Below are 25,793 nucleotides of genomic sequence, written 5' to 3' on the forward strand. Positions count from 1 at the left end.
GGCGGGCGGCGGGTGCTGCTCGCCGGCCGGCCCACCGGCACCGGTGACGGCGTCGTGCTGGCTCAGCCGGTACCGCGGCTGCTGCCGGCGGCGGCAGTGCTGCCGCTGGCGTTGGCGCTGGTCGCCGGGCTGATCGCCGGCCTGCTCGCCGGGGTGTTGCTGGCCCGCCGGCTGTCCGGCCCGATCCGACGGGCGGCCGGTGCGGCGCGGCGGATGTCCGCCGGGGACCGGAGCGTACGGCTGCCGGTGGAGGATCCGGCCGAGGTGGCGGAGCTGTCGTCGGCGCTGAACCAGCTGGCCGGCGCGCTGACCGAGAGTGAGGGCCGGCAGCGCGAGTTCCTGCTGTCGGTGTCGCACGAGCTGCGTACCCCGCTGACCGCGATCCGCGGCTACGGCGAGGCGCTCGCCGACGGCGTACTGCCGGACGAGGCCGCGGTGCGTTCCGCCGGCGCCACCGTGCTCGCCGAGTCGGCCCGGCTGGACCGGCTGGTGACCGACCTGCTCGCGCTGGCCCGGCTGGCCGCGCAGGACTTCCCGATCGAGCTGGTCGACGTCGACCTGGTCGACCTGATCACCGCGGCGTCGACCGCCTGGGCCGCGCGGTGCCGGACCAGCGGCCTGGTGCTGCGCACCGAGGTACCGCCGGGTCCGGTCGGCGTGCGCACCGACCCGGGCCGGCTGCGGCAGGTGCTGGACGGCCTGGTGGAGAACGCGTTCCGGGTGGTACCGCCCGGCGGGCCGGTGGTGCTCGCGGTGCGCACCGACGGCCGGCAGGCGGTGCTGGAGGTACGCGACGGCGGGCCGGGGTTGTCCGACGACGACCTGGCGACCGCGTTCGAGCGGGGCCGGCTGTACCGCAAGTACCGCGGGGTCCGCCGGGTCGGCACCGGGCTGGGGCTCGCGCTCGCGGCCCGGCTGGTGGACCGGCTTGGCGGCCGGATCACCGCCGGCCACGCCCCCGAGGGCGGTGCCGCCTTCACTGTGACCCTGCCGGTCACCGCGCCACCCGCGGCACGGTGACGCAGCCCTTCCCCGCGCCGGGTGTGCGGCGCCGCCACCGCCCCGGCCGATCCTTACCTGATCCGAACATTCGCCTGACGCCAGCCGCGTCCGCGGGCGGCAGGCTGTCGCTGTCGTGTTCGGCTACGAGGTGTCGACAGCCCTTCCTGTCGGCGCCCGGCGAAGGAGGAACGGTGCGGGACAGGAATCGTACGGGTCGGCGCTGGGCACTCGCCGCGACCGCGGGCGTGGCCGGGTTGGTCGTCCTCACCGGCTGCGGTGCGGCCGCGACCACCGCCGGCGACGTGGACTCGGTGGACCAGCAGGCGATGTCCGCGCTCGGCATCTCGACGACGGACACCTCGGACGTGTCCACCACGACGAGCCCCAGCGCGTCCGCCACTCCGGGCGGCCAGCAGGCCCGGCACAAGCATCCGCGGCTGCGCCGGTACCTGCGGAAGCACACCCTGCACGGCAGCGTCACGGTGCAGACCAAGAAGGGCCCGCAGACGGTCGCGGTACAGCGCGGCACCGTGGTGTCGGTGACCTCGACGGAACTGACCGTCAAGTCCTCCGACGGCTTCACCGAGACCTGGCGGCTGACCGACAAGACCCGGGTACGCGCCCACCAGCAGCGCACCGCGGCGTCCGCGGTGAAGCCGAACGAGCAGATCGGCGTCGCCGGCCGGGAGCAGGGCAAGACCGACACCGCCCGCCTGGTCGTGGTGGTCGACAAGTAGACCACCGGTCGCCCGACCGGCCACCGCCGGCGGGTACGACGGGGGCTCGGGGCCGAGCCGGTGTCGGCGACGTTGGTGGACGCCCACAGCGCGATCGGAGATTTCTTATCCGGCTCCGTCTCCGTCGGTGCCGGGCATGCCGCGGGACAATCGGTCGATGAGCCGCCCGACCGGCGCGAAGGCACGAGACCCGGCCAAACCGGATCCGACGATCACCGGTGCCAAGATCGCGCTGGTCGGCGCCATCGCGGCGGCCCTGATCGGGGCGGCGAGCACGATCACCGTGGCGCTGGTGCAGCGGCGCGGCTCCGACGCCGCGCCGGGGGCCGTCGACGCGGCGCCGTCCGGCCGGTCGACGGCGCCCCGGACGCCGACGGCCGGGACGACGCGTGCCGCACCCGCCGACCCGCACGGAGCGTCACCATCGGCAACCGGGACGGCCCCCGACGGCGTGACCTACCGCTGCACCGGCTCGGCGCCGGCCGGAATCGACATCTCCTACGGGCCGTCCACCGGAGGATCGCAGGCGGCCAGCCTCCCCTTCACCGCGCGCGAGCGGCTCACGGTGTCGGCGCGGTACTACTCGATCACCGCGCAACTGAACGGCAGTGGCCACGTCAGCTGCACGATCACCCTGACCGACGCCGGCCGTACCGTGTCCGCCAGCGGTACCGCCCGGGGCGGCTTCAACAGCGCGCGCCCACAGATCTGCTCCGGCTTCGACGAGCACCGCTGGAACACCTGCGGCTGACCCACGGTGCGGGGTACGTCGGGCCGCGCCGGATTCGGCTTCCCGAGGCCCCGACGGAACGGCGTGGGGACCTCTTATCCGAATGAGATCGGTGCGGTCTTTTCGGTTCGGCGTGGATTGCGGTACACACAGGGCATGGCAGGCGGAGTCCGGCGGGCGGCACTGTGCGCGGTGTCGCTCGGCGCCGTGCTGTTCGCCGCCGCCGGCTGCGTCCGTACCTACCTGCCCGAGGCGCCGGTCGTCAGCAAGTCACCCACGCCGGTGGGCAGCAGCTGCAGCGCGTCATCGACCGGCCTGCCCGGTCTCGGAGTCACCCCCGACGGCTCGACCCCCGGGGCGTACGGCGGACTGCCGACGGCCGGGGCGCAGCCGGGTGCCGGTGCGCCGACGACCGGGGCGCCCGGCGCCGGCGGCGGGGAAACCGACGGACCGGTGCCGCCGACCGCCACCGCCCCGCCGTACCCGACCGGCACCTACCGGCCGCCGGGCGGGGCCACCGGAACGCCCGGCACCGGGCCGCCCACCGGCGGCATCGGCACCCCCAACCCCGGCGTGCCCGGCGAGACCGGCTGCCCGAGCACCTCGCCGGCGCCCAGCCAGCCCGGTACGGGCCTGCCACCCGGCCCGGGGACCACGGTCCCGCTGCCCACCGGTACCGGACCGATCGGCGGTGCGCCGGCGCCCGCGGTGACGGCGTGCCCGGCGTACGCGCCGAGCGACCGGACGATCCTCACCCTCGCCGCGCTGAAGGCGACGGACGGGCTGCCCACCGGTACCACGGTGGCGGCCCGGCGCTGCGCCGACGAGTACCTGGTCGCGGACCTGTCCGCGCCGAAGGTGGGCACCATCCGGGCGGTGCTCCAGCACGGCACCGGCGGCTGGCACGCGGTGGCGGTCGGCTCGTACCCGTGTCACGCGCTGAGCACCGCCCCACCCGCCGCCCGCAACCTCCTCGACTGCACCTGACCCGTCGAACGCCGTCGCCGGCGGCGGTCGGATCGATCAGGACGGGGCGGCGTAGGAGTGGCGGTCGGCGACCATGAGCCACTCGTCGCGGGCGACGCCCTCGTGCACTTCGGCGTCGGGTACCAGGCGGACCCGGCGGAAGCCGGCCTTCTGGTAGGCGCGCTGCGCCCGGTAGTTGTGTGACATCGCGGACAGTGCCACGCGCCGGGCGCCGAGGGTGCCGAACAGGTGGTCGAGGGTGAGCCGGAGCATCCGGGTCCCGAGGCCGGCGCCCCAGAGCTCGGGCCGGCCGACGAACAGATCCATCCCGTACGGGTTGTCCAAAGTGGACAGTCGCAGCACCGCGGCGTCCGCGGCGAAGTCGCGCCAGCGGTAGAACTGCAGGTAGCCCACCGGCATCCCGTGGTACTCGGCGATCAGGCAGTGGATCGGCACCGTGCCGGCGAGCCGCGGTGTGTACTTCGCGGTGACGTCGAGCAGTGACATCGGGCGATCCCGGCCGCCGAACCAGCTCAGCACGCGCGGGTCCGACAGCCAGCCGGCCATCGTGGCGAAGTCGCCCTCGCCCATCGGCCGCACCGCCAGGTCCCCGTCCACCAGCACATCCACCCCACCCATGCTCTCGTACCGGCACCACGCCGCCGGCAGCCACCCGCGGGTGTCCCGGTCCGGTACCGGGGGAAACGAGCGTCCGGCCGGGCCGGCCGCGCCCTACCGGCGAGCCCCGGTAGGTGACGCAGAGTTTCATGGCAGGATGCCGGGCGTGCCGCACGACAGCGCCCCACCCTCTGGTCGTCAGGGCTCTTCGGAGCGCTGTCGGTTCCATGCTGATCTGCACGTGCATTCGAAGTACTCGCGGGCGTGCAGCCGGGACTGCGATCTGGAGCACCTGGCGTGGTGGGCACGGCGCAAGGGCGTCGCCGTCGTCGGTACCGGTGACTTCACCCACCCGGCGTGGCACGCGGCGCTGACCGAGCAGCTCGTCGAGGCCGAACCCGGCCTGTACCGGCTGCGGCCGGAGCTGGAGCGCGCGGTTGACCAGAAGCTCGCGCCGTCCTGCCGGGGCGCCACCCGGTTCATGCTGAGCGTGGAGATCTCCACGATCTACAAGCGGGACGGCGCCACCCGCAAGGTGCACCACCTGGTGTACCTGCCGGATCTGGCCGCGGTGGCCCGGTTCAACGCGGCGCTGGGCCGGATCGGCAACCTCGGCTCGGACGGCCGGCCGATCCTCGGCCTGGACTCGCGCGACCTGCTGGAGATCACGCTGGCGGCGTCGCCGGACGGCTACCTGGTGCCGGCGCACGTGTGGACGCCGTGGTTCGCCGCGCTCGGTTCGAAGTCCGGGTTCGACGCGATCGCCGACTGCTACGCCGATCTGGCCGACCACATCTTCGCGATCGAGACCGGGCTGTCGTCGGACCCGCCGATGAACTGGCGGGTGTCCGCGCTGGACCGGTACGCGCTGGTGTCGAACTCGGACGCGCACTCGCCGCCGGCGCTGGGCCGGGAGGCGACGGTCTTCCACACGCCGTACGACTTCTTCGCGATGCGCGACGCGCTGCGCACCCGGGACGGGCTCGCCGGCACGATCGAGTTCTTCCCCGAGGAGGGCAAGTACCACCTCGACGGGCACCGCAAGTGCGCGGTACGGCTGGAGCCGGAGCAGACCCGCAAGCTCGACGGCCGCTGCCCGACCTGCGACAAGCCGCTGACCGTCGGCGTACTGCACCGGGTCGAGGCGCTCGCCGACCGGCCCGACGGGCACCGGCCGGAGCGGGCCGCGCCGTTCCGCAACCTGGTACCGCTGCCGGAGATCCTCGGTGAGATCCACGGCGTCGGGCCGAAGAGCAAGACCGTGGACGGCAAGGTCGTGTCGCTGGTCGCCGAGCTGGGCTCGGAGCTGTCCATCCTCACCGAGGTGCCGATCGACGAGGTGACCCGGGTCGGCGGCGCCGAGCTGGGCGAGGCGGTGGCCCGGCTGCGCCGCGGCGAGGTGCGCCGCGAGGGCGGGTACGACGGGGAGTACGGCAGGGTGAAGCTGTTCGAACCGGGCGAGCTGACCGACGGGTCCGCGGGCGCGCTGTTCGACCTGGCGCCGGACCCGAACGCGGTGCCGCGCAAGCGGTCCGCCGGTGGTACGAAGGCGCGTCCGGTGCCACGGCAGCGCGCGGTGCCGGCACAGGACGAGCTGCTCGCCGCGGACGGGACGGCGCCGCCGGAGGCGCTCGCCGGGCTCGACCACGTGGAACCGGTGATCACCGGGATGGAGCGGCTCGGTACCGGGCTGCTCGACCTGCTCGACCCGGACCAGAAGGCCGCCGCGCAGGTCACCGACGGCCCGGTGCTGATCATCGCCGGCCCCGGTACCGGCAAGACCCGGACGCTGATCCAGCGGCTCGGTCACCTGATCGCCGAGTGCGGGGTGCCGGCCGAGCGGTGCCTGGCGATCACGTTCACCCGGCGGGCCGCGGACGAGATGCGGGAGCGGCTGCGGTTCCTGCTGGCGGCGGCGCAGCCGGAACCGCGCGACGCGGCCACCGGTGCCGGCGCGACGGTCAGTACGTTCCACGCGCTCGGCCTGTCGATCGTGCGGGAACACGCGGGCCGGTTCGGGCTGACCGCCGGGTTCCGGATCGCGGATGCGGACGAGCAACTCGACGCGGTCGGTGAGGCGGCCGGCCTGCCGGACGACGAGACCGCGCAGGCCCGGCGGCTGCTTCGGCAGTTGCAGGAGTTCCGCCGTACCTCCGGCCGGCTCCGCGTCGATGCGCGCGACGCGGCACCGAGCGACGGCCGGCCCGACCCGGTCGCGGTCGACGCCGGCGGCGACCGTCCCGAGCCCGCCGACGACCTGACCGACCTGGTCAAGGACTACACCGCGGCGCTGCGCGCTCGCGATCTGGTCGATCTGGACGAGCTGGTCCGGCTGCCGGTGCAGCTGCTCGGCAAGGACGCCGGGCTGGCCGCCGCCTACCGGCAGCGGTACACGCACGTGTTCGTGGACGAGTACCAGGACGTCGACGACACCCAGTACGCGCTGCTGCGGCTGCTGTGCCCGCCGGACGGCAACCTGTGCGCGATCGGCGACCCGGACCAGTCGATCTACTCGTTCCGCGGCGCCGAGGTCGGCTACTTCCTGCGGTTCGCGGAGGACTTCCCGACCGCGACCGTGGTCCGGCTGACCCGCAACTACCGGTCCACCGCGCCGATCCTGGCCGCGGCGGTACAGGCGATCGCGCCGGACACCCTGGTCGCCGGGCGCAGCCTGGCGCCGGCCCGGCGCGGTGCGATCAACGGTGCCCGGATCACCCGGTACTCGGCGTCGTCACCGGCGGACGAGGCCGATTTCGTCGCCCGTACCGTGGACGCGCTGGTCGGCGGGTCGTCGTTCCACGCGCTCGACTCCGGGCGGGTCGACTCGCGCGAGCACGGGCCGCTCGGCGGCGTGTCGTTCGCCGACATCGCGGTGCTGTACCGCACCGACGCGCAGGCCGGTCCGATCATCGACGCGCTGTCCCGCTCCGGCGTACCGGTACAGAAGCGCTCGCACGACCGGCTGCTGGACCGCCCCGGGGTCGCCGCCATCGTCGACGAGATGCGGTACGCGACGGGCATCGACGGCGCGATCGCGGCCCGGGTCCGGCTGACCGCGCAGGTACTCGTCGGTCGCGGTGACCGGCCCGACGAGAACCTGACCGACGCGGACATCCACACCGCGGTCGAGCTGCTGATGCCGCTCGCCGCCCGCTGCGGCGCCGACCTGGAGACGTTCCTGGCCGAGCTGGCCACCGGCGCCGAGGTGGACACCTGGGACCCGCGCGCCGACCGGGTCACGCTGCTGACCCTGCACGCCAGCAAGGGGCTGGAGTTCCCGGTGGTGTTCCTGGTCGGCTGCGAGGACGGGCTGCTGCCGCACCGGCTGCCCGGCCGGCCGCCGACCGACGAGCAGCTCGCCGAGGAACGCCGGCTGCTGTTCGTCGGGATCACCCGGGCGAAGGACCGGCTCTACCTCTCGCACGCGGCCCGGCGGCAGCGCCGCGGTGACACCGAACCGCGACCGGTGGCCGACTCGCCGTTCCTGGCCGCGATCGACCACCGGCTGTACGACCGGCTCGGCGACGTGCCGGAGCCGGCGAAGCCGCGGGCCCGTCAGCTCCGGCTCATCTGAGCAACGGCCGGCGCCACCAGCCGAAGCCGGAACGGGGTGTGGTTGAGCGCACCGTCGACCGCGGTGACGACGCGGTGGCCGGTCGATGCAGCCCATCCTGCCCACGGTGCGTAGCCGGAAACGGTTCGGGTTGCGCCGCCCGTACGGCTGGGGCGCGTTCTCCGGTTACCGTGACGGGGACAACGGTCGCACGCCTCGCGCTGGTGACGACCGACGCGGGGTGCGGCGGGGTGCCTCGGGCCGGCGACCGTGGCGAGGAGGAACGATGTCGAACTACGGACCGCCCGGCGGCTACCCGGGAGCGCCGCAGGACCCGTGGCAGCAGGGTGGCGGCCAACCCGGCGGTTCCTCGCCGTACGGGCCGCCCGATCCCGCGGCGAACCCGCCCGGCCAGCCGCCGTACGGGCAGCCGAACGGCCCCGGTTACGGGGGTCAGCCGAGCGGCCCCGGTTACGGGGGTCAGCCGAGCGGCCCCGGTTACGGCGGCCAGCCGAGCGGGCCTGGGTACGGGGGTCAGCCGAGCGGGCCACCCGGGTACGGCCAGGATCCGTCCAGCGGCGCCGGCTACGGCCAGCCCAGCGGGCCGGGATACGGGCAGCCCGGTCCATACGGCCAGGATCCGTACGGGCAGACCACGCCGATGCCGCCGGGGCCGGGCGGTCCCGGCATGCCGCCCGGTGGCGGACCGCCGCCGTACGGCGGGGGTGGCGGCTGGGGGCCCGGCGGTTTCAACCAGCCGCCGAAAAAGAGCAAGGGCCCGATGATCGCGATCATCGTGGTGGTCGCGGTGGTGCTGCTCGGGGTGGTCGGCGTCGGTGTCTGGGCGATCGCCGGGCGCGGTGGCGGCCCCGACCCGAACCCGACCCCGACCGCGCGGCCCACCAGCGCGAGCCCGTCGCCGACGTCGGAGAGCCCCAGCCCGTCCGAGTCACCGACGCCGTCGGCGACGCTGCCGGGTGGCGACGCGTACTCGGTCCAGGAGGGTCAGTGCGTCAAGAACGAGGGCACCGACTCGAAGCCGAACCTGAAGATCGTCGACTGCGCCAAGGGCACGTACAAGGTGCTGAAGAAGTACCGCGGCACCCACGACACGGACAAGTGCAAGAACGTGGCCGGCTCGGACAGCAGCTACTACCAGAAGTTCGGCAGCGACCTGTCCAGCCTGGACTTCGTGCTCTGCCTGCAGAAGCAGGACTGACCGGCATCACACGCTGAAGAGCGACACCGTCACCGTCCGTCGAGCATCGTTCCCGACGGGCGGTGCGGTGTGCGTACCGGCACCGGGGGACCTGACAGCGCCGGTTACCGTTGCTGTCCAGTTCGCGCGGACGCGGATGTAGCCGAGGAGGATCGATGTCGCACTACGGGCCGCCAGGTGGTGACCGGCCGTACGGGCAGCCGGACGGGTCCTGGCCCGGGCCACCCCCCGGCCCGCCGGAGCAGTCCCCGTTCGGTGGGCAGCCCGGTGGCGGTTTCGGCGGTCCCCCGCCGGCCGGCCCGCCCGGGCCGATGCCCGACGAGTCCAACCCGTTCGGCGGTCCGCCGCCCACCCCGCCGCAGGGCGGCTTCGGCGCTCCGCCGCCGGATCCGGGTTTCGGTGCCCCGGCGAACTCCGGTTTCGGTGCGCCGCCGCCGGACGGCGCGTTCGGTGCCCCGCCGCCGGACGGCGGTTTCGGTGCGCCGCCGCCGGACGGCGGGTTCGGCGGCTTCGAGGCGAACCCGGCGGGCCCGCCGTCGTGGGACGGCGGTGGCGCGCCGATGTCGCCGCCGCAGCAGCCCAAGAAGGGCAAGGGTCCGCTGGTCCTGGTCATCGTGCTGATCGTGGTGGTGCTGCTGGGCGGCGGTGGCGCCGGCTGGTACTTCTTCTTCGGCCCCGGCAAGTCGCACTCCAGCACCGAGGCGAAGGGCGGCGACAAGGGCAAGGGCTCGGCGAGCCCGTCCACCAGCCCGAGCGGTGAGGTCAAGGCGGCCGGCGTGCAGAAGGGCGACTGCGTGGTGCCGCCCAAGACCGGCAACAGTGTCACGCCGTCGAAGTGCTCGGCGAAGGGCGCGTTGAAGGTCATCGACCGGATCAACGGCACCACCAACGACGCCAAGTGCCCGAAGCCGGAGACGAACTACACGTACAAGTTCACCTCCTACGCGGACAGCAAGAAGTCGTTCGTGCTGTGCCTGGCCACCCAGAAGTGACGGCCACCCAGAAGTGATCGCCACTCAGAAGTGACCGCCACGTAATCGGATGGTGCTCCCCCGGCGGGCGGCTTAGCCTTGCGCCCCATGGGGGAGCCCGGGTCGACACGTGGTCCCGGGTCGACGCGCAGCCCTGGGCCGCTGCGCAGCACCGGGTTCCGGCGCTACCTCGGTGCCCGGCTGGTGTCGGTGCTCGGCAGCGGGTTCGCCACCATCGCGCTCGCGTTCGCGGTCCTCGACCTGACCGGCTCGTCCGCCGACCTCGGCCTGGTGCTCGCCGCACGCAGCGTCCCGCTGGTGGTGTTCCTGCTGCTGGGTGGCGTGTTCGCGGACCGGCTGCCGCGGCACCTGGTGATGGTCGCGGCCAACCTCGTCTCGTTCGCCACCCAGGCCGTCGCCGCGGCCCTGGTGCTCACCGGCGTGGCGCAGATCTGGCAGCTCGCGGTGATCGAGGCGGTCAACGGTACGGCGGTCGCGTTCATCATGCCGGCGATGACCGGGGTGCTGCCCCAGCTGGTACCGCGGGAGCAGTTGCAGCAGGCCAGCGCGCTCGGCGGGTTCGCCCGCAACGGCGGCAGCATCGCCGGTGCCGCGCTCGGTGGCATCGCGGTGGCCGCGTTCGGTTCCGGCTGGGGGCTCGCCGTCGACGCCGCCTCGTTCGCGGTCAGCGCGGCGCTGCTGGTCGGCCTGCGGTTGCCGGCAGCGGACCGGGCCGAGGCCACCTCGGTACTGCGCGACCTGCGGGACGGCTGGCGCGAGTTCGCCTCCCGCACCTGGCTGTGGGTGGTGGTACTGGCGTTCGGCGTGATCAACGCGGTCGAGGCCGGCGCCTGGACCACGCTCGGCCCGGTGATCGCGGACGAGACGTTCGGTCGCAAGGTGTGGGGGCTCGCGGTCTCCGCACAGTCGGCCGGCCTGCTCGTCGCGATGGTGGTGCTGCTCCGGTACCGGCCGCGCCGGCCGCTGCTGGTCGGCATGGCCGGGGTGTTCGGGCTGGTACCGGCCATGGCGGCGCTGGGGCTCTGGCCGCACGGCTGGCCGTTGCTGCTGGTGCTGGCGCTGGCCGGCGGGTTCGGGATCGGGCTGTTCTCGGTCACCTGGGAGACGTCGCTCGCCACTCACGTGCCGCTGGACGCGCTGTCCCGGGTCTCCTCGTACGACGCGCTCGGCTCGTTCGTGGCACTGCCACTGGGGCAGGTGGCGGCCGGCTGGCTCGGCGCCGCGTTCCCGGCCCGGGCGGTGGCCGGGCTCGGCGCGGTGGTGGTCGCCGTGACGGTGGCGGCCGGACTGCTGAGCCGGTCGGTACGGGACCTGCCGGCGGCGCCGCCCGCCGTGCCGGGCCGGTGAGCCGAGCTCGGTGGCGGCCGGGCCGGATGCGACGCTGGAGCGGTGAACGACGTGCGTTACCCGGTGCCGGACACGATCGCCTACCTGGCCGGCCGGTGGCGGCTGGACCGCGGGCTCACCGACGCGCGCGCCGGCCAGACCGGCACGTTCACCGGGTTCGGCGAGTTCGTGCCGGTGCCCGGCGGCCTCGACTACACCGAACGCGGCGAGTTGACGTTCGGCCCGCACCGGGGCCCGGCCTGGCGGCGGCTGCGGTACCGCGGCGACGGCGCGCTGGTCCGGGTCGAGTTCGAGGACGGCCGGTTCTTCCACGACCTCGATCTGCGCGGCGGCGCCTGGTCGGTGACGCACCCGTGCCGTGCGGACGGGTACGCCGGCGGGTTCCGGGTGACGTCGGCCGACTCGTTCGTGCAGGACTGGACGGTCACCGGGCCGGCGAAGGACCTGCACCTGCTGACCACGTTCGACCGGGTCTGACCGCCCCTCGTCGAGCGGTTCTTTGCAAAGCTGGTAGCTTTGCAAAGCATGACGGAGGAGGAGCGGGCCCGACGCGTCGAAGGCGCAGCGCTCCGCCATCCCATCCGGGCCCAACTGCTCGACCTGGTGCGCGAGCTCGGCACGGTGACCTCGACCGAGGCGGCCCGCCGGCTCGGCCACAGCAGCGGCCTCTGCTCGTTCCACCTGCGCCAGCTCGCCCGGTACGGCTACCTCGAACCGGCGCCGGCTCGCGGCCGGGTGCGGCCCTGGCGGTTGCGCGGGGTGGAGCCGGCGGCCGAAACGGCCCCGGTGACCGGGCTCGGCGAGCTGTCCCGCGAGCTGGAGGACGAGGGGTACCGGCGCTGGTTGGCGCAGCGCGCCGACGCACCGCCGGAGTGGCAGGCCGACGCCGCCGACAGCGCGGTCCTCTACCTGACCCCGGCCGAGCTGCAGGCCCTGGCCGGGGAGATCCGTGGCGTGCTGCACCGGTACGCGGGCCGGGAGCACGACCCGAGCGCCCGCCCCGCCGGAGCCGGACCGGTCGGCGCGGTCCTGCGGCTGTTCCCGCTGCTGCCCGAGACACCACTGCCCGAGACGAAGGATCGACCATGAGCGAGCGTGCGAATCGCCGGGGTTGCCCGGTGGCCGTTCCGACGAAGGAGGAGCGGTCGTGAGCATCCAGGAGTTGCGGCACTTCGGTGACCCGGTGCTGAAGACGATCTGCGACCCGGTCACCGACTTCGGCCCGCGGACCGCGGAGCTCGTCACCGACCTGCTGGAGACGGTGGAACTGCCGGGCCGGGCCGGCCTCGCCGCGAACCAGATCGGCGTGAGCCTGCGCGCGTTCAGCTACAACGTCGACGACCAGTTCGGGTACGTGCTGAACCCGGAGATCGTCGAGCTGTCCGAGGAGCGGCGGGAGATCGACGAGGGCTGCCTGTCGGTACCGGAGCTGTGGTTCCCGACCGTGCGTGCGGTGCGGGCGGTGTGCCGCGGCGTCGACCTGCGCAACGAGCCGGTGGTGGTCAGCGGTACCGGCGTGCTCGCGCAGTGCCTGCAGCACGAGACGGACCACCTGGACGGCCTGCTCTACCTGGACCGGTTGGACGTGACCGAGCGGCGCAAGGCCATGCGGGCGGTGCGGGAGTCGTCCTGGTTCCTGCCCGCCAGTCGCCGGGAGCCGGCCGGCGCTCCCTGGCGCCTCGGCTGACGCCGCGCCCGATGCTCCTGACCCGCTGAGCGTCGATCATGGCGCGGTACCGAACGGAAAGCGATTTCCGTCCGCCCCGCGCCATGATCGACGACGGTCGGCCCCGGGCCGAGGGGTCACTGCCCCGGGAGCTCGGGGTAGCCGCGGCCGTCGAGGAACTTCTTCCTGGTCTTCTGCAGCGACGTGGCCGCCGCGTAGCCGCTGCCGGCGCCGATCAGCAGGCCGACGATGTCGGCGAACGCGCCGCCGCCGGTGAAGGCGAGGCCGATCAGCGCGCCGACGGTGGCGAGCACGGCGATCGGCCAGCGACCCCGAACGAACCGGGCCACCGGCTCACCGCCGGCCCGCTTCTTCGCGGCAGAACCGAGCAGCAGCAGGTAACCGTCGTGGCCGAGCGCGACGAGCAGTCCGACAACGGCAACGACCGTGGCGATGAGGTCGATGATGGTACCCATGACTCCAGTGTGCGTGCTCGGGGCGGCTTCGCCATGGTGCTGGCACCCTGAATCGACCCCGAGTTTGTCGGGGGTCCGACGCGGCGCGCCGGCGTCGGCGGCCGTCGGGAGGCGGCGGGATGCCTGATTCACGGCCGTACGTGATCCTGAGCGCGGCGATGTCGGTCGACGGCTTCCTGGACGACCCCAGCGACGAACGGCTCATCCTGTCCGGTCCGGCCGATCTGGACCGGGTCGACGCGGTGCGGGCCGAATGCGACGCGATCCTGGTCGGCGCCGGTACGGTGCGGGCCGACGACCCGCGCCTGGTCGTCGGCGCGGTACGGGCCGAGCACCGCACCGCCGACGGGCGCCCCGCGCAACCGGTCAAGGTGACCCTGACCAGCACCGGTGACCTGCCGGCGGAGTCCCGGTTCTTCACCTTCGGCCCGGCCTCCAAGCTGGTGTACGCGCCGAGCGGGGCCGCCGCCGCGCTCGCCGACCGGCTGCACGGATCGACCACGGTGATCGACACCGGTGCGTCGGTCGAGCTGCCGGCGCTGCTCGCCGACCTGTCCGACCGCGGCATCGGCCGGCTGCTGGTCGAGGGCGGCGGCGAGGTGCACACGGCGTTCCTGACCGCCGGGCTGGCGGACGAGCTGCAGCTGGTGGTGGCGCCGCTGTTCGTCGGCGCCGAGTCGGCGCCACGGTTCGCCGGCCCGGGCCGGTACCGCTGGGATGCCGGGCACCGGATGCGGCTCGCGGAGGTGCGCCAGCTCGACGACGTGGTACTGCTGCGCTACCTGCTGGGAGACGACGGTGACTGATCGGGACTGGCTGGCCGCGGCGATCGAGGAGTCGCGGCGCTGCCCGCCGTCGGCGACCGCGTTCTCGGTGGGCGCGATCGTGGTCGGTCCGGACGGCGCGGAGCTGGCCCGCGGGTACTCGCGGGAGGGTGACGAGAAGGTGCACGCGGAGGAGTCGGCGCTGGCGAAGCTCGCCGACGCCGACCCGGCGGCCGCGGTGCAGCTGTCCGGTGGCCAGCGGGTCGGCCGGGTGCCACCGGGGAGCACCGTCTTCAGCTCGCTGGAGCCGTGTTCGCAGCGGGCGTCCCGGCCGCACACCTGCGCCGAGCTGATCCGTACCGCCGGGGTGGCGCGGGTGGTGTTCGCCTGGCGGGAGCCGGTGATCTTCGTCGCCGGCGACGGTGCCCGGGTGCTGGCCGACGCCGGCGTGACGGTGCTCCAGTTGCCGGAGCTCGCGGCCGAGGTGGCCGACATCAACGTGCACCTGCTAACCCACGGTTGACAAGTGAAGCTAATAGCATTAGCTTACTGGCTATGGCGAACACAGAGTTTCTTGACGTGCCGGGTGGACAGCTGGCGTACGAGGTGGTCGGGCCGGTCGACGGCCCGCTGGTGATCGCCCTGCCGGGGACGGGCGACCTGCGGCAGAGCTACCGGTTCCTCGCCCCGCGGCTGGCCGAGGCCGGCTACCGGGTGGCCAGCGTCGACCTGCGCGGCCAGGGTGAGTCGAGTACCGGGTGGGACAGCTACCGGCCCGAGGCGGTCGGCGCCGACGTGCTGGCGCTGATCGAGCACCTCGGCGGGCCGGCTGTGCTGGTCGCGACGTCGTTCTCGCCCAGCGCGGCGGCCTGGGCGGCCGTGCAGGCGCCGGTGCAGGTCGCCGGGCTGGTGCTGCTCAGCATGTTCACCGACAACCCGACGATGAACCCGGTGATGCGGCTGGTCAGCGGGCAGGTGATGGGCCGCCGCGCGCTGTGGCTGCCGTACTGGAAGTCGCTGTTCGCGACGCTGCCGGCCGACTTCGCCGCCAACCGCGAGCTGGTCAAGCGCAGCTTCGGTCGTACCGGCATGACGGCGGTCCGGGCGATGGGCGACGCGGACAAGACCGAGGCGAACAAGGCGCTGGCCGAGGTGCGGGTGCCGACCCTGGTCATGTACGGGTCGAAGGATCCCGACTTTCCGGATCCGGCCGCGCAGGCCGAGCGGGCCCAGGGACTGCTCCCGCACGCCACCGTGCAGCTCGTCGACGGCGTCAAGCACTACCCGGCCACCGAGGCGCCCGACGTCGTGGCGCCGGCCACGTTGGCGCTGCTGAAGGAGGCGTTCGGTGCCTAGGGCCGGCCTCAACCCCGCCGCGGTCGTCGACGCCGCGCTGGCCGTACTCGACGAGGCCGGCGTCGAGGGGCTGACCCTGGCCGCCGTCGCCGCGCACGCCGGCGTCGCCACCCCGTCGCTGTACAAGCACGTCAAGGGGCTCGGCGCGCTCCGCGACCTGGTCGGCGTCCGGGTACTGGACGAGCTCGCCGCGAGCTGCGAGCAGGCGGCGATGGGCCGCAGCACCGACGACGCGCTGGCCGCCGTGCTGCACGCGTACCGGCGGTACGGGCAGGAGCACCCGCACCGCTACGCCGCCCTGCCGCAGCAGCCGGCGGACGATGCGGAGCTGACCCGGGCCGGTGACCGCGCGGTGGCGGTCTTCCTCGCCGTGCTCCGCGGGTACGGGCTGGACGGCGCCGACGCGATCCACGTGACGCGGGGGCTGCGGGCCGCCGCGCACGGGTTCGTCCTGCTGGAGATCGGCGGCGGGTTCGGGCTGCCGGAGAAGCTCGACGACAGCTACCGGGTCCTGATCGACACGTTCGTCGCCGGGCTGCACGAGATGCATAGGTCCGTCTAGGAGAATCTAGTGTCAGAGCTAGACGGTGCGATACGGTGCGAGACGTGGATCCGATCCGGAACCCGTACGCACCGGGTGCCGGCCAGCGACCGCCCGAACTCGCCGGCCGGGACACCGAGGTCACCGCGTTCGACGTGGTGCTGGAGCGGGTCGCGCGCGGCCGGCCGGAGCGCAGCCTGGTGCTGACCGGGCTGCGCGGCGTCGGCAAGACCGTCCTGCTCAACGCGCTGCGCAGCCAGGCGATCGGCCGGCTCTGGGGCACCGGCAAGATCGAGGCCCGGCCCGACCAGCCGCTGCGCCGGCCGCTGTCCGCCGCGATGCACATGGCCGTCCGCGAGCTCGCCCCGCGGCACCGCGCGCCGGACCGCATCGACGAGTTCCTCGGCGTGCTCAAGGCGTTCGCGCTCCGGTCCAACCCCGCCAACGCGAAGCTGCGGGACCGCTGGCAACCCGGCATCGACGTACCGGCCGCGACCGGTCGGGCCGACTCCGGCGACATCGAGATCGACCTGGTCGAGCTGTTCACCGACGCGGCGGCGATCGCGACCGACGTCGGTACCGGGATCGCGCTGTTCATCGACGAGATGCAGGACGTCGGGCCGGCCGACGCGTCCGCGCTGTGCGCCGCCTGCCACGAGCTGTCCCAGCTGGGCGCGCCGCTGATCGTGGTCGGCGCCGGGCTGCCGCACCTGCCCGCCGTGCTGTCCGCCTCGAAGTCGTACTCCGAGCGGCTGTTCCGGTACACCCGGATCGACCGGCTGGAGCGGGACGCCGCCGACCGCGCGCTGACCGCACCGGCCGACCGGGAGGGCGTCGACTTCGAGCCCGCCGCGCTGGCGGAGCTGTACCAGCTGTCCGGCGGCTACCCGTACTTCGTTCAGGCGTACGGGAAGGCCACCTGGGACCACGCGCCGACCTCGCCGATCACCGCGGCCGACGTTCGGGTCGCCGGGCCTGCGGCGGAGGCGGAACTCGCCGTCGGCTTCTTCGGCTCCCGGTACGACCGGGCCACCCCGGCCGAGCGGGAGTACATGCGCGGGATGGCCGAGCTCGCCGACGCGGACGCGCCGGTGGCCACCGCCGAGATCGCGAAGTCGTTGGGGCGCAAGCCGTCCAGCCTGTCCCCGGCGCGCGACTCGCTGATCAAGAAGGGGCTGATCTACTCCGGCGAGCGCGGCACGGTCGCGTTCACCGTCCCGCACTTCGCCCGCTACCTGCGCACCCAGCCCGGCTGACCCCCGGTGCTGCCGGCCGCCCTGCGCGCGGGGCACCCACGCCCGCCAGACGGCCGGGCCAGCCCCCGGGGCACCCACGCCAGCCGAGCTGCCGGATCAGCCGCCCGGGGCGTACCGGTCGAGGAACGACGAGATGGTCCGCAGCACCGGCTTCGGCGCGTCGTAGGTGGCCATGTCGATGCCGTGCCGGGACCCGTCGGTGAGCACCTGGTGCCGGTACCGGGCGGGCACCGCGGCGGCGATCGCCTTCGCGTCGGCGGCCGGCACCCAGCTGTCCTGCCGCGCCGACGCGATCAACGTCGGTACCCGCAGCTTCGGCACCGCGGCCATGACGTAGTCGCGGCGCTCCGGCGAGAGCGCGATCACCGCGTCCACCCGCGGCGTGATCTTCGTGGCGGCCACCAGCGAGTCCCGCGCGCCCGCCGAGGCACCCACCACCACGACGTGCTTCGCGCCGCGCCGCCGGAGCTCGGCGACCGCGTTGCCGATGTCGGCGACGGTACCGGCCTTGGCGGTGTCGAAGCCCAGGTACATCCGGCCCTTGCCGGCGATCGCCTTCGGCAGCGGGAACCAGCCGCACCAGTCCCGGTCGCTCTGGTTGACCAGGACCACGCCGCTGCTGCCCGACCCGTACAGCGGGCCGGTGGCGTGGTCGGCGCCGAAGCTGATCCGTCGGCCACCCGCCTCCGGACAGCTCACCGTCGGGCTCGGTACCGCCCGCGGCGACCGACTCGCTCCCCTGCTGCCGGCGGCCGTACCGCAGCCGGCGAGCACCGCGACCGCGACCAGCAGAATCCCCGTGAATCTGCGCATGCGTCACGATAGGTACGCGAAGGTGGCCCACCGATCACGCCCCGGCAACGAACCCGCCACGCGGCGGGCCGCTACAGGAGCGTGGTGGCGGCGGCGAGGACCTCGTCCCGGTACGCCGCGCCGAACAGTGCGGTGTGCGCGAGCAGCAGGTACAGCTGGTGCAGCGGCACGCGCTCGGCGGCGCCCGCGGCCAGCGGAAACACCTCCTGGTAGGCGGCGAGCACCCGATCGAGGTGCGGCAGGCCGCCCCACAGCCCCAGCAGCGCGAGATCGGTCTCCCGGTGCCCGCCGTGCGCGGCCGGATCGACCAACCAGGCCCGGTCGGTCGACCACAGCACGTTGCCGGGCCACAGGTCGCCGTGCAGCCGGGCCGGCGGCTCCGGCGGGCCGGCGAGCGTCTCGATGCGGTCCAGTACCGCGTCGATCCGGCCCGCGTCGGTGCCGTCCAGCGCGCCGTTGTCGACCGACCGCCGCAGGTACGGGCGGAGCCGGTGCTCGGCGAACCACGCCGGCCAGGCGCTGCCGGTGGTGTTGTCCAGCGGCAGGGTGCCCAGGTAGCCGTCCCGCTCGGCGCCGAACGACGGCGCCCCGGACCGGTGCGTCGCGGCGAGTTCCCGGCCGAACCGGTCCGCCGCCGCCGGGGTGGGCTCGGCCGGCTGGACCCAGGTCAGTACCAGCATGTCCGGGGTGCTGGCGAGGACCTCCGGGACCGGCGCGCCGGCGGCGTCGCGCAGCCAGCGCAGCCCGGCCGCCTCGACGGCGAAGAAGTCGTCGGGTGCGCCGGGCCGGCTCTTCGCGAACACGTCCGTACCGTCGTCGAGGGTGAGCCGTTCGGCCTGGCAGATCGAGCCGCCGGCGACCGGCGTGGTGCGGATGCGCTGGTGCTTGAGGAACGTGGCGAGCTGGTTCGGGTGCTCGCGCAGGTAACCGAGGTCCACGCCGGAAGGGTACCCAGGAATCCCGTTCGCCCTGCTGTGTCGCCGGAATTCGCTACCTGGCCCGGGCCGGCTCCGGCTGGTCCTGCCCGGCCCCGGCCGGCAACAACAGGCGGGAACGGCGCCGGGAGAGTATGCAGAAGTAATGGCAGAGACCGCGACGGGAACCCCGATCAACGCGCAGACCACGATCCGGTCCTTCCGCCCGCTGGACCATCGGGCCTGCCGTGACCTGTGGGCCGAACTGACCGACGACGACCGGCGCCGCTACGACGCGCCCCGCCAGGACGACCCGGGCGCCGGGTTCGAACACTTCATGGCGCGGCTGGAACTGTCCGGGATGTGGGTCGCCGACCATGCCGAGGCGGGTGTCATCGGCTTCACCGGCCTGATCCTGCACGGCCGGCGCGGTGAGGTCGACCCGATCGTGGTGGCCGGCCCGTACCGGGGGGCCGGGGTGGGGCGTGCGCTGCTGGACCGGGTCGCCGCCGAGGCGCGCCGGCGCCGGCTGAGCGAGCTGTCCATCTCGCCGTCGACCCGCAACCTGGACGCGATCCGTTCCTTTCACCGCGCCGGGTACGACGTGCTCGCACACCTGACGCTGACCCTGGACCTGACCGAGTCCGGCCGGGCCTGGCGCGACGGTATCGACCTGCACGACCTGCGCTTCCGGTACTGACCGTCCACAGTGGACGATCGAGGTCACGACCGACGGTAGCTGGCTGCGCCGTTCCACGCTGGCGTAGCGGTAACCACGGTCACGGACGGTGCGTCCTGTGGACGGTTCGTCCACAGGACGCGGTGGTTGCTGGCCGGCGCCGCGCCGCGGCCGGACGCTGGGCCGCATGACCCGCGCACCCGACACCACTCCACCCGGCGCCCCGCACCCCACGCCGGCCATCCGCCTCGCCGGGCCGGCCGACCTGCTCGCGGTCCTCCCCTACCTGCTGGGCTTCCACCCCACCGACAGCCTGGTCGTGGTCGGCCTGCGGGAAGGCAGGATCGCGTTCTGCTTCCGCGCCGACCTCGCCGATCCGCCGGCGACAGACCGGATCGTCGCGATGCTCTCGGCCCAGTCGCTGACCGGCGTCATCCTCGTCGGGTACGGGCCCGCCGAGCGGGTCGACCCGATCAGCGCACCGGTCGCCGCCGCGCTCGGCGCTGCCGGTCGACCGGTGCTGGACCGACTGCGTACCGAGGCGGGGCGGTTCTGGTCCGAGTCCTGTCGCCGGGCCGACTGCTGCCCACCGGACGGGCAGCCGCTCGGCCCGCCGTCCCGGGTCGCCGCCGAGGCCACCGTCGCCGGCCTCGTCGCCCTGCCCTCCCGGGACGAGCTGGCCGCCCAGCTCGCGCCGGTCACCGGCCCCGCCCGGGTGGCGATGGAGCGCGCCACCCACCGCGCCGAGCTGCGCCTGCAGGCGCTGCTGGACAACGCGCCCACCCCCGCCGCCGCGGCCGAACGGATGCTCGCCGACGGGTTGGCCGCGGTGCGCGACGCCGCCCGGCGGTACGGCGCGGATCCGGCCACCCGGCTCACCGACGACGAGGTCGCCTGGCTCGGCATCGTGCTCGCCGCCACTCAGGTTCGAGACGAGGCGTGGCTGCTCGCCGAGGCCGACCTGGCCGGCCACCGGGCACTGTGGACGGACGTGCTGCGCCGGGTCACCGACGAGTACCTGGCGGCGCCGGCCGCGCTGACCGGGTTCGTGTGCTGGCAGCAGGGCGACGGCGCGGTCGGCATGATGGCGCTCGGCCGGGCGCTCGCGGTGGATCCGGGCTACTCGATGGCGCTGCTGCTGGCTCAAGCACTGGCCGGCGGGCTGCCGCCGACCGCCTGGCGGCCCACGCCGACCTCCGCCGCCGACGGGGCCGAGTCGTGACCGGCCACCACCCGTTCGGCGCCGGTGTAGACGTTCATCCGGTTGCCCCGCAGGAAGCCCACCAGGGTCATGCCGACCTCGGCGGCGAGATCGACCGCCAGCGTGCTCGGTGCGGACACCGCGGCGAGCATCGGAATCCCCGCCATCGACGCCTTCTGCACCAGCTCGAAGCTGGCCCGCCCGCTCACCAACAGCACGCTGCCGCGCAGCGGCAACCGGTCGTTGCGCAGCGCCCAACCGATCACCTTGTCGACCGCGTTGTGCCGACCGACATCCTCCCGCACGCACCACGCGGTGCCGTCCGGGGCGAACAGACCGGCCGCGTGCAGGCCGCCGGTGCGATCGAAGATCCGCTGCGCCCCGCGCAGCCGGTCCGGCAGCGCGGCGACCGTCTCCACCGGTACCCGCAGATCGTCGTCCGCGACGGGATAGACCGTGCGGGTGCGCACCGCGTCGATGCTCGCCTTGCCGCACAGCCCGCAGCTGCTCGTGGTGTAGAAGTTCCGGGTCGGATCGACGCTCGGCGTCGGGGTGCCGGGAGCGAGCGCCACGTCCAGCACGTTGCCGGCGTTCGCCTCGCCGACGACATTGCCCGCGCAGTGCCGCGCCGTGCGCACGTCGTCCCTGCTTCGCACCACACCTTCGGTGCACAGGAAACCGACCGCGAGATCGATGTCGTCCCCTGGGGTGCGCATGGTGACCGCGAGCGGGCTCCCGTCCACCCTAATCTCCAGCGGTTCCTCGACCACCAGCGTGTCCGGTCGGTGCGACGCCCGATCGTCGACGACCCGCACGGTCGGCCGCCGGTCCGTCATCCTGCCCACCCACCAGACGCTAGACCGCATCGCGACGGCCTGCCACCTCTCACCCGCACACCGCTCAGGACGCCCGAGGTGTCGACATCGGCGTGGTGCAGCCGGGGGAGGTACCGGCGAGCTCACCTCGGATCGGACAGCACGCCTGAGCGTGCTGTCCGGTTGGACCGGCGGCGCCTCTGAGGGCCCTGTCCGGTTCGCACCAGCCCCGACGCCGAGGGTCGTCCCCCGCGATCCCGCACACCCGACCCTCGGCGTCGGCCCCTCCCACCCCTCCACCCGCCCACCCCGATGGCCCGAGCACCCGAGCGCCGAGAGTGCCGGAGGAGTCGCGAGCACCCGAGCAGCCGCGAGCACCCGAGCGCCGCGAGCACCCGAGTGCCGCGAGTGCCGCGAGTGCCCGAGCGCCCCGAGTGCCCGAGCGGCTCGAGCGGCTCGAGCGGCCCGAGCGCCGAGTGTCCTGAGCGCGCCGAGTGCCAAGTGCCCGCCGAGCACCCCGAGTGTCCGGAGTGCCGAGTGCCCCGAGCGCGGAGTGCCCCGAGCGCGGAGTGCCCCGAGCGCGGAGTGCCCCGAGCGCGGAGTGCCCGGAGCGACTGAGTGCCCTGAGCGCGGAGCGCCCCGATGCGACCGAGCGCTCCGATCGGCCTGGCTGCTCGCCGAGAGCCGACGTGCCAGCAGGACGGGCCATAGGCTCGGGGCGTGGGTCCGGACCTTGCGGCCATCGTGCTTGCCGGTGGCGCCTCGCGGCGGTGGGGTGGCCGGCACAAGCCGGCGATCCCGGTGGCCGGCACCCCGATGCTCGACCGGGTGCTGGCCGCGGTGCCGCAGGCCTGGCCTCGGGTCGTGGTCGGGCCCGACCAGAAGGTCCCCGACGACGTCGTGGTGGTGCGGGAAGACCCGCCCCTCGGTGGCCCGGCAGCGGCGATCGCCGCCGGTGTCGGCGCGGTGCTGTCCGTGGCCCGCCACAGCGCCGGCACCGGCCGCTCGGGCGGCGGGCCGTCCTGCGTCGCGGTGCTCGCGGGTGACCAGCCGCTGCTCTCGGTCGAGACGGTCGCCGTGCTGGTCGACGCGGTACGGGCGGCGCCGGGCGACGTCGCGGGCGCGGTCTACGTCGACGGCGGACGCGCGCAGCTGTTGTGCGGCGTGTGGCGACTGCCGGCGTTGACCCGACGCTGCGTCGAGGCCGCCGGAGCGGACGGGAAAGCGTTTGCTGGAAGCTCGGTCCGGGCACTGTTGGCCCCGCTGCGCCACGTGCCGGTGGTTGCCTCCGCCGACCCCCCGCCCTGGTATGACTGCGACACCCCCGCCGCCGCCGCCCATGCCGCGGCGACGCTGCGCGGTACCCGGCCCGACCGGCCCGGAGCAGCCGGGCCGAACCGGTGATCCGAACCCGCTCTGGCGGCGGCACCGATGGCGAATCATGGCGGCATGACCGATGACCACGACACGACCCACGGCCACACCACGACGCACGGCCACGACACGGACCACGGCCATAACGCGGCCCATGGGCGCCGCGCGGCCGACGACCGCACCATGGCCGACCGACCAGGCGCGACGGACGACCGCAACACGCTCGACGCCTGGACCGACACCGTCTGCCGGGAGCTCGGTATCGCGGGGCCGGTCGACCGGGCGGCGATCCTCGACCTGACGAAGGACGTGGCGCGCGGCGTGGCCCGGCCTGCTGCGCCGCTCACCGCGTACCTGGTCGGGCTCGCGGTCGGTGCCGGCGGAGACCCGGCCGACGTGGCCGAGCGGGTCGGTCGGCTCGCCGGTTCCTGGCCCACCTCGCGCACTGCGCCCGAGCACTGATCACCGGCCCGGCGGCTTACGGCGCCCGAGCGCTGGCCACGGGCCCGGCGGCGCCCCACGCCGGAGCGCTGGCCACGGGCCCGGCGGCGCACCACGCCGGAGCGCTGGCCACGGGCCGGGCGGCGTATCGCGCCCGAGCGCTGACCGCCAGCCCGCCGGCGCACCGCGCCGAGCGCGGACGCGCGCCGGGCCATCGGCTTGGCCGTACCGGGCGTCCGATATCGCCTTGGTCGTCCGGGTGGCACCGACCCGACTGCGGGGCGGACGGGAGTGGATAGGGTGGGCGCGTGAGGCCCGCCGGCGGCGCTCGATGGCGGGTCGGCCCGGGGAGGGGAGACCACGTGAGCGAGCGGCCCGAAGCTGCGCGCGCGGAGCGCGCGACGCTGACCCAGCGCACGGTGATCGGCGATCCGGCCACCGTCGACCTGCGAGGCAAGGTCGACGGCGCCTGGTCCGACTTCCGTACCGCGCTGGAGGCGGCGTTGCCGGCGATGCCGGTCGGCAGTCGGCTCACGGTGACCCTGGACCCGACCGCCACCGGTACCGGCGAGGCGGTGTACGACGTGGTCCTGCGGGTGCTGCCGCAGTCGACGGTGCACGCCGACGCGGTGGGCAACGCGGGCCTGCCGGAGGAGTACCGGCTGGATCGGGTCGCGGTGGGTGACCTGGTGGCGCTCGGCTGGTCGCCGCCCGGTGTGGTCGAGGAGACCGCGGACCGGTTCGGCCTGCGGGTGCCGATGGACGAGGCGCCCGGGGTCGCCAGCGTGGTCACCCGCACCCTGCGCGACGTGTACGGGGCGCCGCACCCGGCGTTCCTGACGTACACGGTGAGCGGCGACGACGTGCTGCCCGCGCTGGGGTCGGCCCGGCCGGTCGCCGCTGGTACGGTGCTCGCCGCGCACACCCCGTCCTCGGCGGTGGCGGCGTACGACATTCCGCTGGAGGAGCAGGTTCGCACGGTCGTGGCGAGCCTGTCGAAGACCGACCCGGACGCGCTCAACCCGGACGACGACGGTGAGTTCAGCGTGCGGGCCGGCTCGGCGATGGTGTTCGTGAAGATCAACGACAACCCGCGCCTGGTCGACGTGTACTCGCCGATCCTGACCGAGGTCGAGCCGGACGAGCGGCTCTACGAGCGGCTGTCCCAGCTGACCCAGCGGATGCCGATCGGCCGGCTGTACTGCACCGAGAGCACCGTGTGGGCGTCGGTGCCGGTGTTCGGCCGCGACTTCCAGCCGACCCACCTGCTGCTCGCGCTGCAGGTGATGACCCGGCTGGCGGACGAGTTGGACGACCGGCTGCAGGGCGACTTCGGCGGCAAGCGGTTCTTCGGCGAGGGCGACAAGGGTGTCAGCCGCGCCGAGCGCACCGGCATGTACCTCTGACCCGACCGGCCGATCGCGGGGCCGTGCGTGCCGAAGCGCCCGCCGATCTTGTTGCAAGTATCTGGCAACAACGGGCTAGGCTGGATGTGCCGGTGGCGGGTGCCCGCCGTCGGACCTGGTCGTCGGCGCGGCAGTCGCGGATCAGGTGCCCCGGCCGGCGTTTGGTCACGCCGGCCGGGGCACCCGCGTCACCCCCGCGCAGTGACCCGATCGCGTCGCCGGGAGGTGGCCGGCGCGGTCAGATCACCGGGCCGATCGTGTCACCATGGGTGACCGGGGCGGCCACGTCACCGTGGGGTGAGCAGGATGCCGCGGGCGGCGGTGAAGCGTTCGATCACGTCGGCCCAGTTGACGATGTTCCACCAGGCCGCGACGTAGTCGGCCTTGACGTTGCGGTACTGCAGGTAGAACGCGTGCTCCCACATGTCGAGCAGCAGCAGCGGGTGGAGCCCGGCGGGCAGGTTGCCCTGGTGGTCGTAGAGCTGGCAGATGATCAGCCGCTGGCCGAGGGTGTCCCAGGCCAGGATCGACCAGCCGGAGCCCTGGATGCCGAGCGCGTTGGCGGTGAAGTGGGCCCGGAACGCGTCGAACGAGCCGAAGAACTCGTCGATCGCGGCGCCGAGCTCGCCGTCCGGCTTGTCGCCGCCGTCGGGTGACATGTTGGGCCAGAACACCGAGTGGTTGACGTGGCCGGCCAGGTTGAACGCGAGGTTCTTCTCCAGCAGATTGACGGTGCGGCCGATCGATCCGGTGTCTCGCGCCTCGGCGAGCTGGTCGATCGCCTCGTTGGCGCCCTTGACGTACGCCTGGTGGTGCTTGGCGTGGTGCAGCTCCATGATCGAGCCCGAGATGTGCGGTTCCAGGGCGCCGTAGTCGTAGGGCAGGTCTGGCAGTGCGTAGGACATGGCTCGCCTCTCGCCTATGAAT

27 protein-coding genes are annotated in these 25,793 nt (G+C 74.1%); 21 read left to right on the top strand and 6 right to left on the bottom strand.

The window, feature by feature from the left end:
• From NUM_RS30385 to NUM_RS30400, 4 genes are all read left to right on the top strand, one after another.
• Positions 1 to 1,020, top strand: a 1,020-nt coding sequence (locus tag NUM_RS30385) for a HAMP domain-containing sensor histidine kinase (RefSeq protein WP_207128352.1), incomplete at its 5' end; no start/stop codon positions are given.
• Positions 1,021 to 1,193: 173 nt separating this feature from the next.
• Complete coding sequence (locus NUM_RS30390; protein WP_207128353.1) at positions 1,194 to 1,739, top strand: hypothetical protein; 546 nt, start codon at positions 1,194 to 1,196, stop codon at positions 1,737 to 1,739.
• Between the two features lie 157 nt (positions 1,740 to 1,896).
• A complete protein-coding gene (locus tag NUM_RS30395; protein WP_207128354.1) occupies positions 1,897 to 2,490 on the top strand; it encodes a hypothetical protein in 594 nt (197 codons plus the stop codon).
• A 135-nt stretch (positions 2,491 to 2,625) separates the two neighbouring features.
• On the top strand, positions 2,626 to 3,456 hold the full coding sequence (locus tag NUM_RS30400) for a hypothetical protein (protein ID WP_207128355.1): 831 nt from the start codon (positions 2,626 to 2,628) through the stop codon (positions 3,454 to 3,456).
• Between the two features lie 36 nt (positions 3,457 to 3,492).
• On the opposite strand, the gene NUM_RS30405 is transcribed toward NUM_RS30400, so the two are convergent.
• Positions 3,493 to 4,065 (bottom strand): GNAT family N-acetyltransferase, encoded by a 573-nt coding sequence (locus NUM_RS30405; protein ID WP_207128356.1) that lies wholly within the window; start codon positions 4,063 to 4,065, stop codon positions 3,493 to 3,495.
• Positions 4,066 to 4,210: 145 nt separating this feature from the next.
• Between NUM_RS30405 and NUM_RS30410 the strand changes: the two genes are divergently transcribed.
• The 7 genes from NUM_RS30410 to def all read left to right on the top strand — a co-directional run bounded on the left by NUM_RS30410 (position 4,211) and on the right by def (position 12,851).
• Positions 4,211 to 7,627 carry a UvrD-helicase domain-containing protein gene (locus NUM_RS30410; RefSeq protein WP_207128357.1) on the top strand — a complete coding sequence of 1,139 codons (3,417 nt, stop codon included), beginning with the start codon at positions 4,211 to 4,213 and terminating at the stop codon, positions 7,625 to 7,627.
• A 265-nt stretch (positions 7,628 to 7,892) separates the two neighbouring features.
• Positions 7,893 to 8,825: an LppU/SCO3897 family protein gene (locus NUM_RS30415; RefSeq protein WP_207128358.1), complete on the top strand. Its 933-nt coding sequence runs from the start codon at positions 7,893 to 7,895 to the stop codon at positions 8,823 to 8,825.
• A gap of 155 nt (positions 8,826 to 8,980) precedes the next feature.
• Entirely contained in the window at positions 8,981 to 9,817 is an 837-nt protein-coding gene (locus tag NUM_RS30420; RefSeq protein ID WP_207128359.1) for an LppU/SCO3897 family protein, read from the top strand.
• An 87-nt stretch (positions 9,818 to 9,904) separates the two neighbouring features.
• Positions 9,905 to 11,164, top strand: coding sequence for an MFS transporter (locus NUM_RS30425; protein ID WP_207128360.1), 1,260 nt, complete (start codon positions 9,905 to 9,907; stop codon positions 11,162 to 11,164).
• Positions 11,165 to 11,206: 42 nt separating this feature from the next.
• The gene (locus NUM_RS30430; RefSeq protein WP_207128361.1) at positions 11,207 to 11,641 is read left to right on the top strand and encodes a DUF6314 family protein; all 435 of its coding nucleotides are present in this window, start codon (positions 11,207 to 11,209) and stop codon (positions 11,639 to 11,641) included.
• A 48-nt stretch (positions 11,642 to 11,689) separates the two neighbouring features.
• Entirely contained in the window at positions 11,690 to 12,253 is a 564-nt protein-coding gene (locus NUM_RS30435; RefSeq protein ID WP_207128362.1) for a winged helix-turn-helix domain-containing protein, read from the top strand.
• A gap of 58 nt (positions 12,254 to 12,311) precedes the next feature.
• Positions 12,312 to 12,851, top strand: coding sequence for a peptide deformylase (def, locus tag NUM_RS30440; RefSeq protein ID WP_207128363.1), 540 nt, complete (start codon positions 12,312 to 12,314; stop codon positions 12,849 to 12,851).
• Positions 12,852 to 12,967: 116 nt separating this feature from the next.
• On the opposite strand, the gene NUM_RS30445 is transcribed toward def, so the two are convergent.
• Positions 12,968 to 13,306 (bottom strand): hypothetical protein, encoded by a 339-nt coding sequence (locus tag NUM_RS30445; protein ID WP_207128364.1) that lies wholly within the window; start codon positions 13,304 to 13,306, stop codon positions 12,968 to 12,970.
• 119 nt (positions 13,307 to 13,425) lie between these two features.
• Between NUM_RS30445 and NUM_RS30450 the strand changes: the two genes are divergently transcribed.
• Genes NUM_RS30450 through NUM_RS30470 form a run of 5 tightly spaced genes read left to right on the top strand, consistent with a single transcriptional unit; the run spans position 13,426 to position 17,223 of the window.
• Positions 13,426 to 14,112, top strand: coding sequence for a RibD family protein (locus NUM_RS30450; protein WP_207128365.1), 687 nt, complete (start codon positions 13,426 to 13,428; stop codon positions 14,110 to 14,112).
• On the top strand, positions 14,105 to 14,593 hold the full coding sequence (locus NUM_RS30455) for a cytidine/deoxycytidylate deaminase family protein (protein ID WP_225918947.1): 489 nt from the start codon (positions 14,105 to 14,107) through the stop codon (positions 14,591 to 14,593). Before NUM_RS30450 ends, NUM_RS30455 begins: the two co-directional genes overlap by 8 nt.
• Positions 14,594 to 14,625: 32 nt before the next feature.
• Positions 14,626 to 15,426, top strand: coding sequence for an alpha/beta fold hydrolase (locus NUM_RS30460; RefSeq protein ID WP_207128367.1), 801 nt, complete (start codon positions 14,626 to 14,628; stop codon positions 15,424 to 15,426).
• Positions 15,419 to 15,988 carry a TetR-like C-terminal domain-containing protein gene (locus NUM_RS30465; protein WP_207128368.1) on the top strand — a complete coding sequence of 190 codons (570 nt, stop codon included), beginning with the start codon at positions 15,419 to 15,421 and terminating at the stop codon, positions 15,986 to 15,988. The genes NUM_RS30460 and NUM_RS30465 overlap by 8 nt, the downstream gene beginning before the upstream one ends.
• Before the next feature lie 44 nt (positions 15,989 to 16,032).
• A complete protein-coding gene (locus tag NUM_RS30470; RefSeq protein ID WP_207128369.1) occupies positions 16,033 to 17,223 on the top strand; it encodes an ATP-binding protein in 1,191 nt (396 codons plus the stop codon).
• 96 nt (positions 17,224 to 17,319) lie between these two features.
• Here NUM_RS30470 and NUM_RS30475 read toward each other — a convergent pair whose 3' ends face one another.
• Both NUM_RS30475 and NUM_RS30480 read right to left on the bottom strand, forming a co-directional pair.
• Positions 17,320 to 18,036, bottom strand: coding sequence for an alpha/beta hydrolase (locus tag NUM_RS30475; RefSeq protein WP_207128370.1), 717 nt, complete (start codon positions 18,034 to 18,036; stop codon positions 17,320 to 17,322).
• A 71-nt stretch (positions 18,037 to 18,107) separates the two neighbouring features.
• Positions 18,108 to 18,974: a fructosamine kinase family protein gene (locus NUM_RS30480; protein WP_207128371.1), complete on the bottom strand. Its 867-nt coding sequence runs from the start codon at positions 18,972 to 18,974 to the stop codon at positions 18,108 to 18,110.
• A gap of 142 nt (positions 18,975 to 19,116) precedes the next feature.
• Between NUM_RS30480 and NUM_RS30485 the strand changes: the two genes are divergently transcribed.
• Positions 19,117 to 19,650 (top strand): GNAT family N-acetyltransferase, encoded by a 534-nt coding sequence (locus tag NUM_RS30485; RefSeq protein WP_084131047.1) that lies wholly within the window; start codon positions 19,117 to 19,119, stop codon positions 19,648 to 19,650.
• A 166-nt stretch (positions 19,651 to 19,816) separates the two neighbouring features.
• Positions 19,817 to 20,851 carry a DUF4192 domain-containing protein gene (locus tag NUM_RS30490; RefSeq protein ID WP_207128372.1) on the top strand — a complete coding sequence of 345 codons (1,035 nt, stop codon included), beginning with the start codon at positions 19,817 to 19,819 and terminating at the stop codon, positions 20,849 to 20,851.
• Here NUM_RS30490 and fdhD read toward each other — a convergent pair.
• Positions 20,773 to 21,675 carry a formate dehydrogenase accessory sulfurtransferase FdhD gene (fdhD, locus tag NUM_RS30495; RefSeq protein ID WP_370467086.1) on the bottom strand — a complete coding sequence of 301 codons (903 nt, stop codon included), beginning with the start codon at positions 21,673 to 21,675 and terminating at the stop codon, positions 20,773 to 20,775. The two genes, NUM_RS30490 and fdhD, sit on opposite strands and share 79 nt — an antisense overlap.
• A gap of 690 nt (positions 21,676 to 22,365) precedes the next feature.
• Here fdhD and mobA point away from each other — a divergent pair.
• The 3 genes from mobA (at position 22,366) to NUM_RS30510 (ending at position 24,866) form a co-directional block, all read left to right on the top strand.
• A complete protein-coding gene (gene mobA, locus NUM_RS30500) occupies positions 22,366 to 23,049 on the top strand; it encodes a molybdenum cofactor guanylyltransferase (RefSeq protein ID WP_207128373.1) in 684 nt (227 codons plus the stop codon).
• Positions 23,050 to 23,094: 45 nt separating this feature from the next.
• Positions 23,095 to 23,481 carry a DUF6457 domain-containing protein gene (locus tag NUM_RS30505; protein ID WP_370467087.1) on the top strand — a complete coding sequence of 129 codons (387 nt, stop codon included), beginning with the start codon at positions 23,095 to 23,097 and terminating at the stop codon, positions 23,479 to 23,481.
• 341 nt (positions 23,482 to 23,822) lie between these two features.
• Positions 23,823 to 24,866 carry a YbjN domain-containing protein gene (locus NUM_RS30510; RefSeq protein ID WP_225918948.1) on the top strand — a complete coding sequence of 348 codons (1,044 nt, stop codon included), beginning with the start codon at positions 23,823 to 23,825 and terminating at the stop codon, positions 24,864 to 24,866.
• 287 nt (positions 24,867 to 25,153) lie between these two features.
• Here the strand turns inward: NUM_RS30510 and NUM_RS30515 are convergent, their stop codons facing one another.
• Positions 25,154 to 25,771, bottom strand: coding sequence for a superoxide dismutase (locus NUM_RS30515; RefSeq protein ID WP_207128374.1), 618 nt, complete (start codon positions 25,769 to 25,771; stop codon positions 25,154 to 25,156).
• Positions 25,772 to 25,793 lie beyond the last annotated feature (22 nt).

The organism is Actinocatenispora comari, assembly GCF_017312725.1.
GTDB lineage: Bacteria > Actinomycetota > Actinomycetes > Mycobacteriales > Micromonosporaceae > Actinocatenispora > Actinocatenispora comari.

What these genes read in the sequence shown, in the direction of transcription:
- NUM_RS30425 (WP_207128360.1), top strand. Translation starts at nt 9,905, where the DNA reads ATGGGGGAGCCCGGGTCGACACGTGGTCCCGGGTCGACGCGCAGCCCT.
- NUM_RS30435 (WP_207128362.1), top strand. Translation starts at nt 11,690, where the DNA reads ATGACGGAGGAGGAGCGGGCCCGACGCGTCGAAGGCGCAGCGCTCCGC.
- NUM_RS30515 (WP_207128374.1), bottom strand. Translation starts at nt 25,771, where the DNA reads ATGTCCTACGCACTGCCAGACCTGCCCTACGACTACGGCGCCCTGGAA.
- NUM_RS30395 (WP_207128354.1), top strand. Translation starts at nt 1,897, where the DNA reads ATGAGCCGCCCGACCGGCGCGAAGGCACGAGACCCGGCCAAACCGGAT.
- NUM_RS30410 (WP_207128357.1), top strand. Translation starts at nt 4,211, where the DNA reads ATGCCGGGCGTGCCGCACGACAGCGCCCCACCCTCTGGTCGTCAGGGC.
- NUM_RS30415 (WP_207128358.1), top strand. Translation starts at nt 7,893, where the DNA reads ATGTCGAACTACGGACCGCCCGGCGGCTACCCGGGAGCGCCGCAGGAC.
- NUM_RS30400 (WP_207128355.1), top strand. Translation starts at nt 2,626, where the DNA reads ATGGCAGGCGGAGTCCGGCGGGCGGCACTGTGCGCGGTGTCGCTCGGC.
- NUM_RS30420 (WP_207128359.1), top strand. Translation starts at nt 8,981, where the DNA reads ATGTCGCACTACGGGCCGCCAGGTGGTGACCGGCCGTACGGGCAGCCG.
- NUM_RS30490 (WP_207128372.1), top strand. Translation starts at nt 19,817, where the DNA reads ATGACCCGCGCACCCGACACCACTCCACCCGGCGCCCCGCACCCCACG.
- NUM_RS30485 (WP_084131047.1), top strand. Translation starts at nt 19,117, where the DNA reads ATGGCAGAGACCGCGACGGGAACCCCGATCAACGCGCAGACCACGATC.
- NUM_RS30460 (WP_207128367.1), top strand. Translation starts at nt 14,626, where the DNA reads ATGGCGAACACAGAGTTTCTTGACGTGCCGGGTGGACAGCTGGCGTAC.
- NUM_RS30450 (WP_207128365.1), top strand. Translation starts at nt 13,426, where the DNA reads ATGCCTGATTCACGGCCGTACGTGATCCTGAGCGCGGCGATGTCGGTC.
- NUM_RS30475 (WP_207128370.1), bottom strand. Translation starts at nt 18,036, where the DNA reads ATGCGCAGATTCACGGGGATTCTGCTGGTCGCGGTCGCGGTGCTCGCC.
- NUM_RS30505 (WP_370467087.1), top strand. Translation starts at nt 23,095, where the DNA reads ATGACCGATGACCACGACACGACCCACGGCCACACCACGACGCACGGC.
- NUM_RS30445 (WP_207128364.1), bottom strand. Translation starts at nt 13,306, where the DNA reads ATGGGTACCATCATCGACCTCATCGCCACGGTCGTTGCCGTTGTCGGA.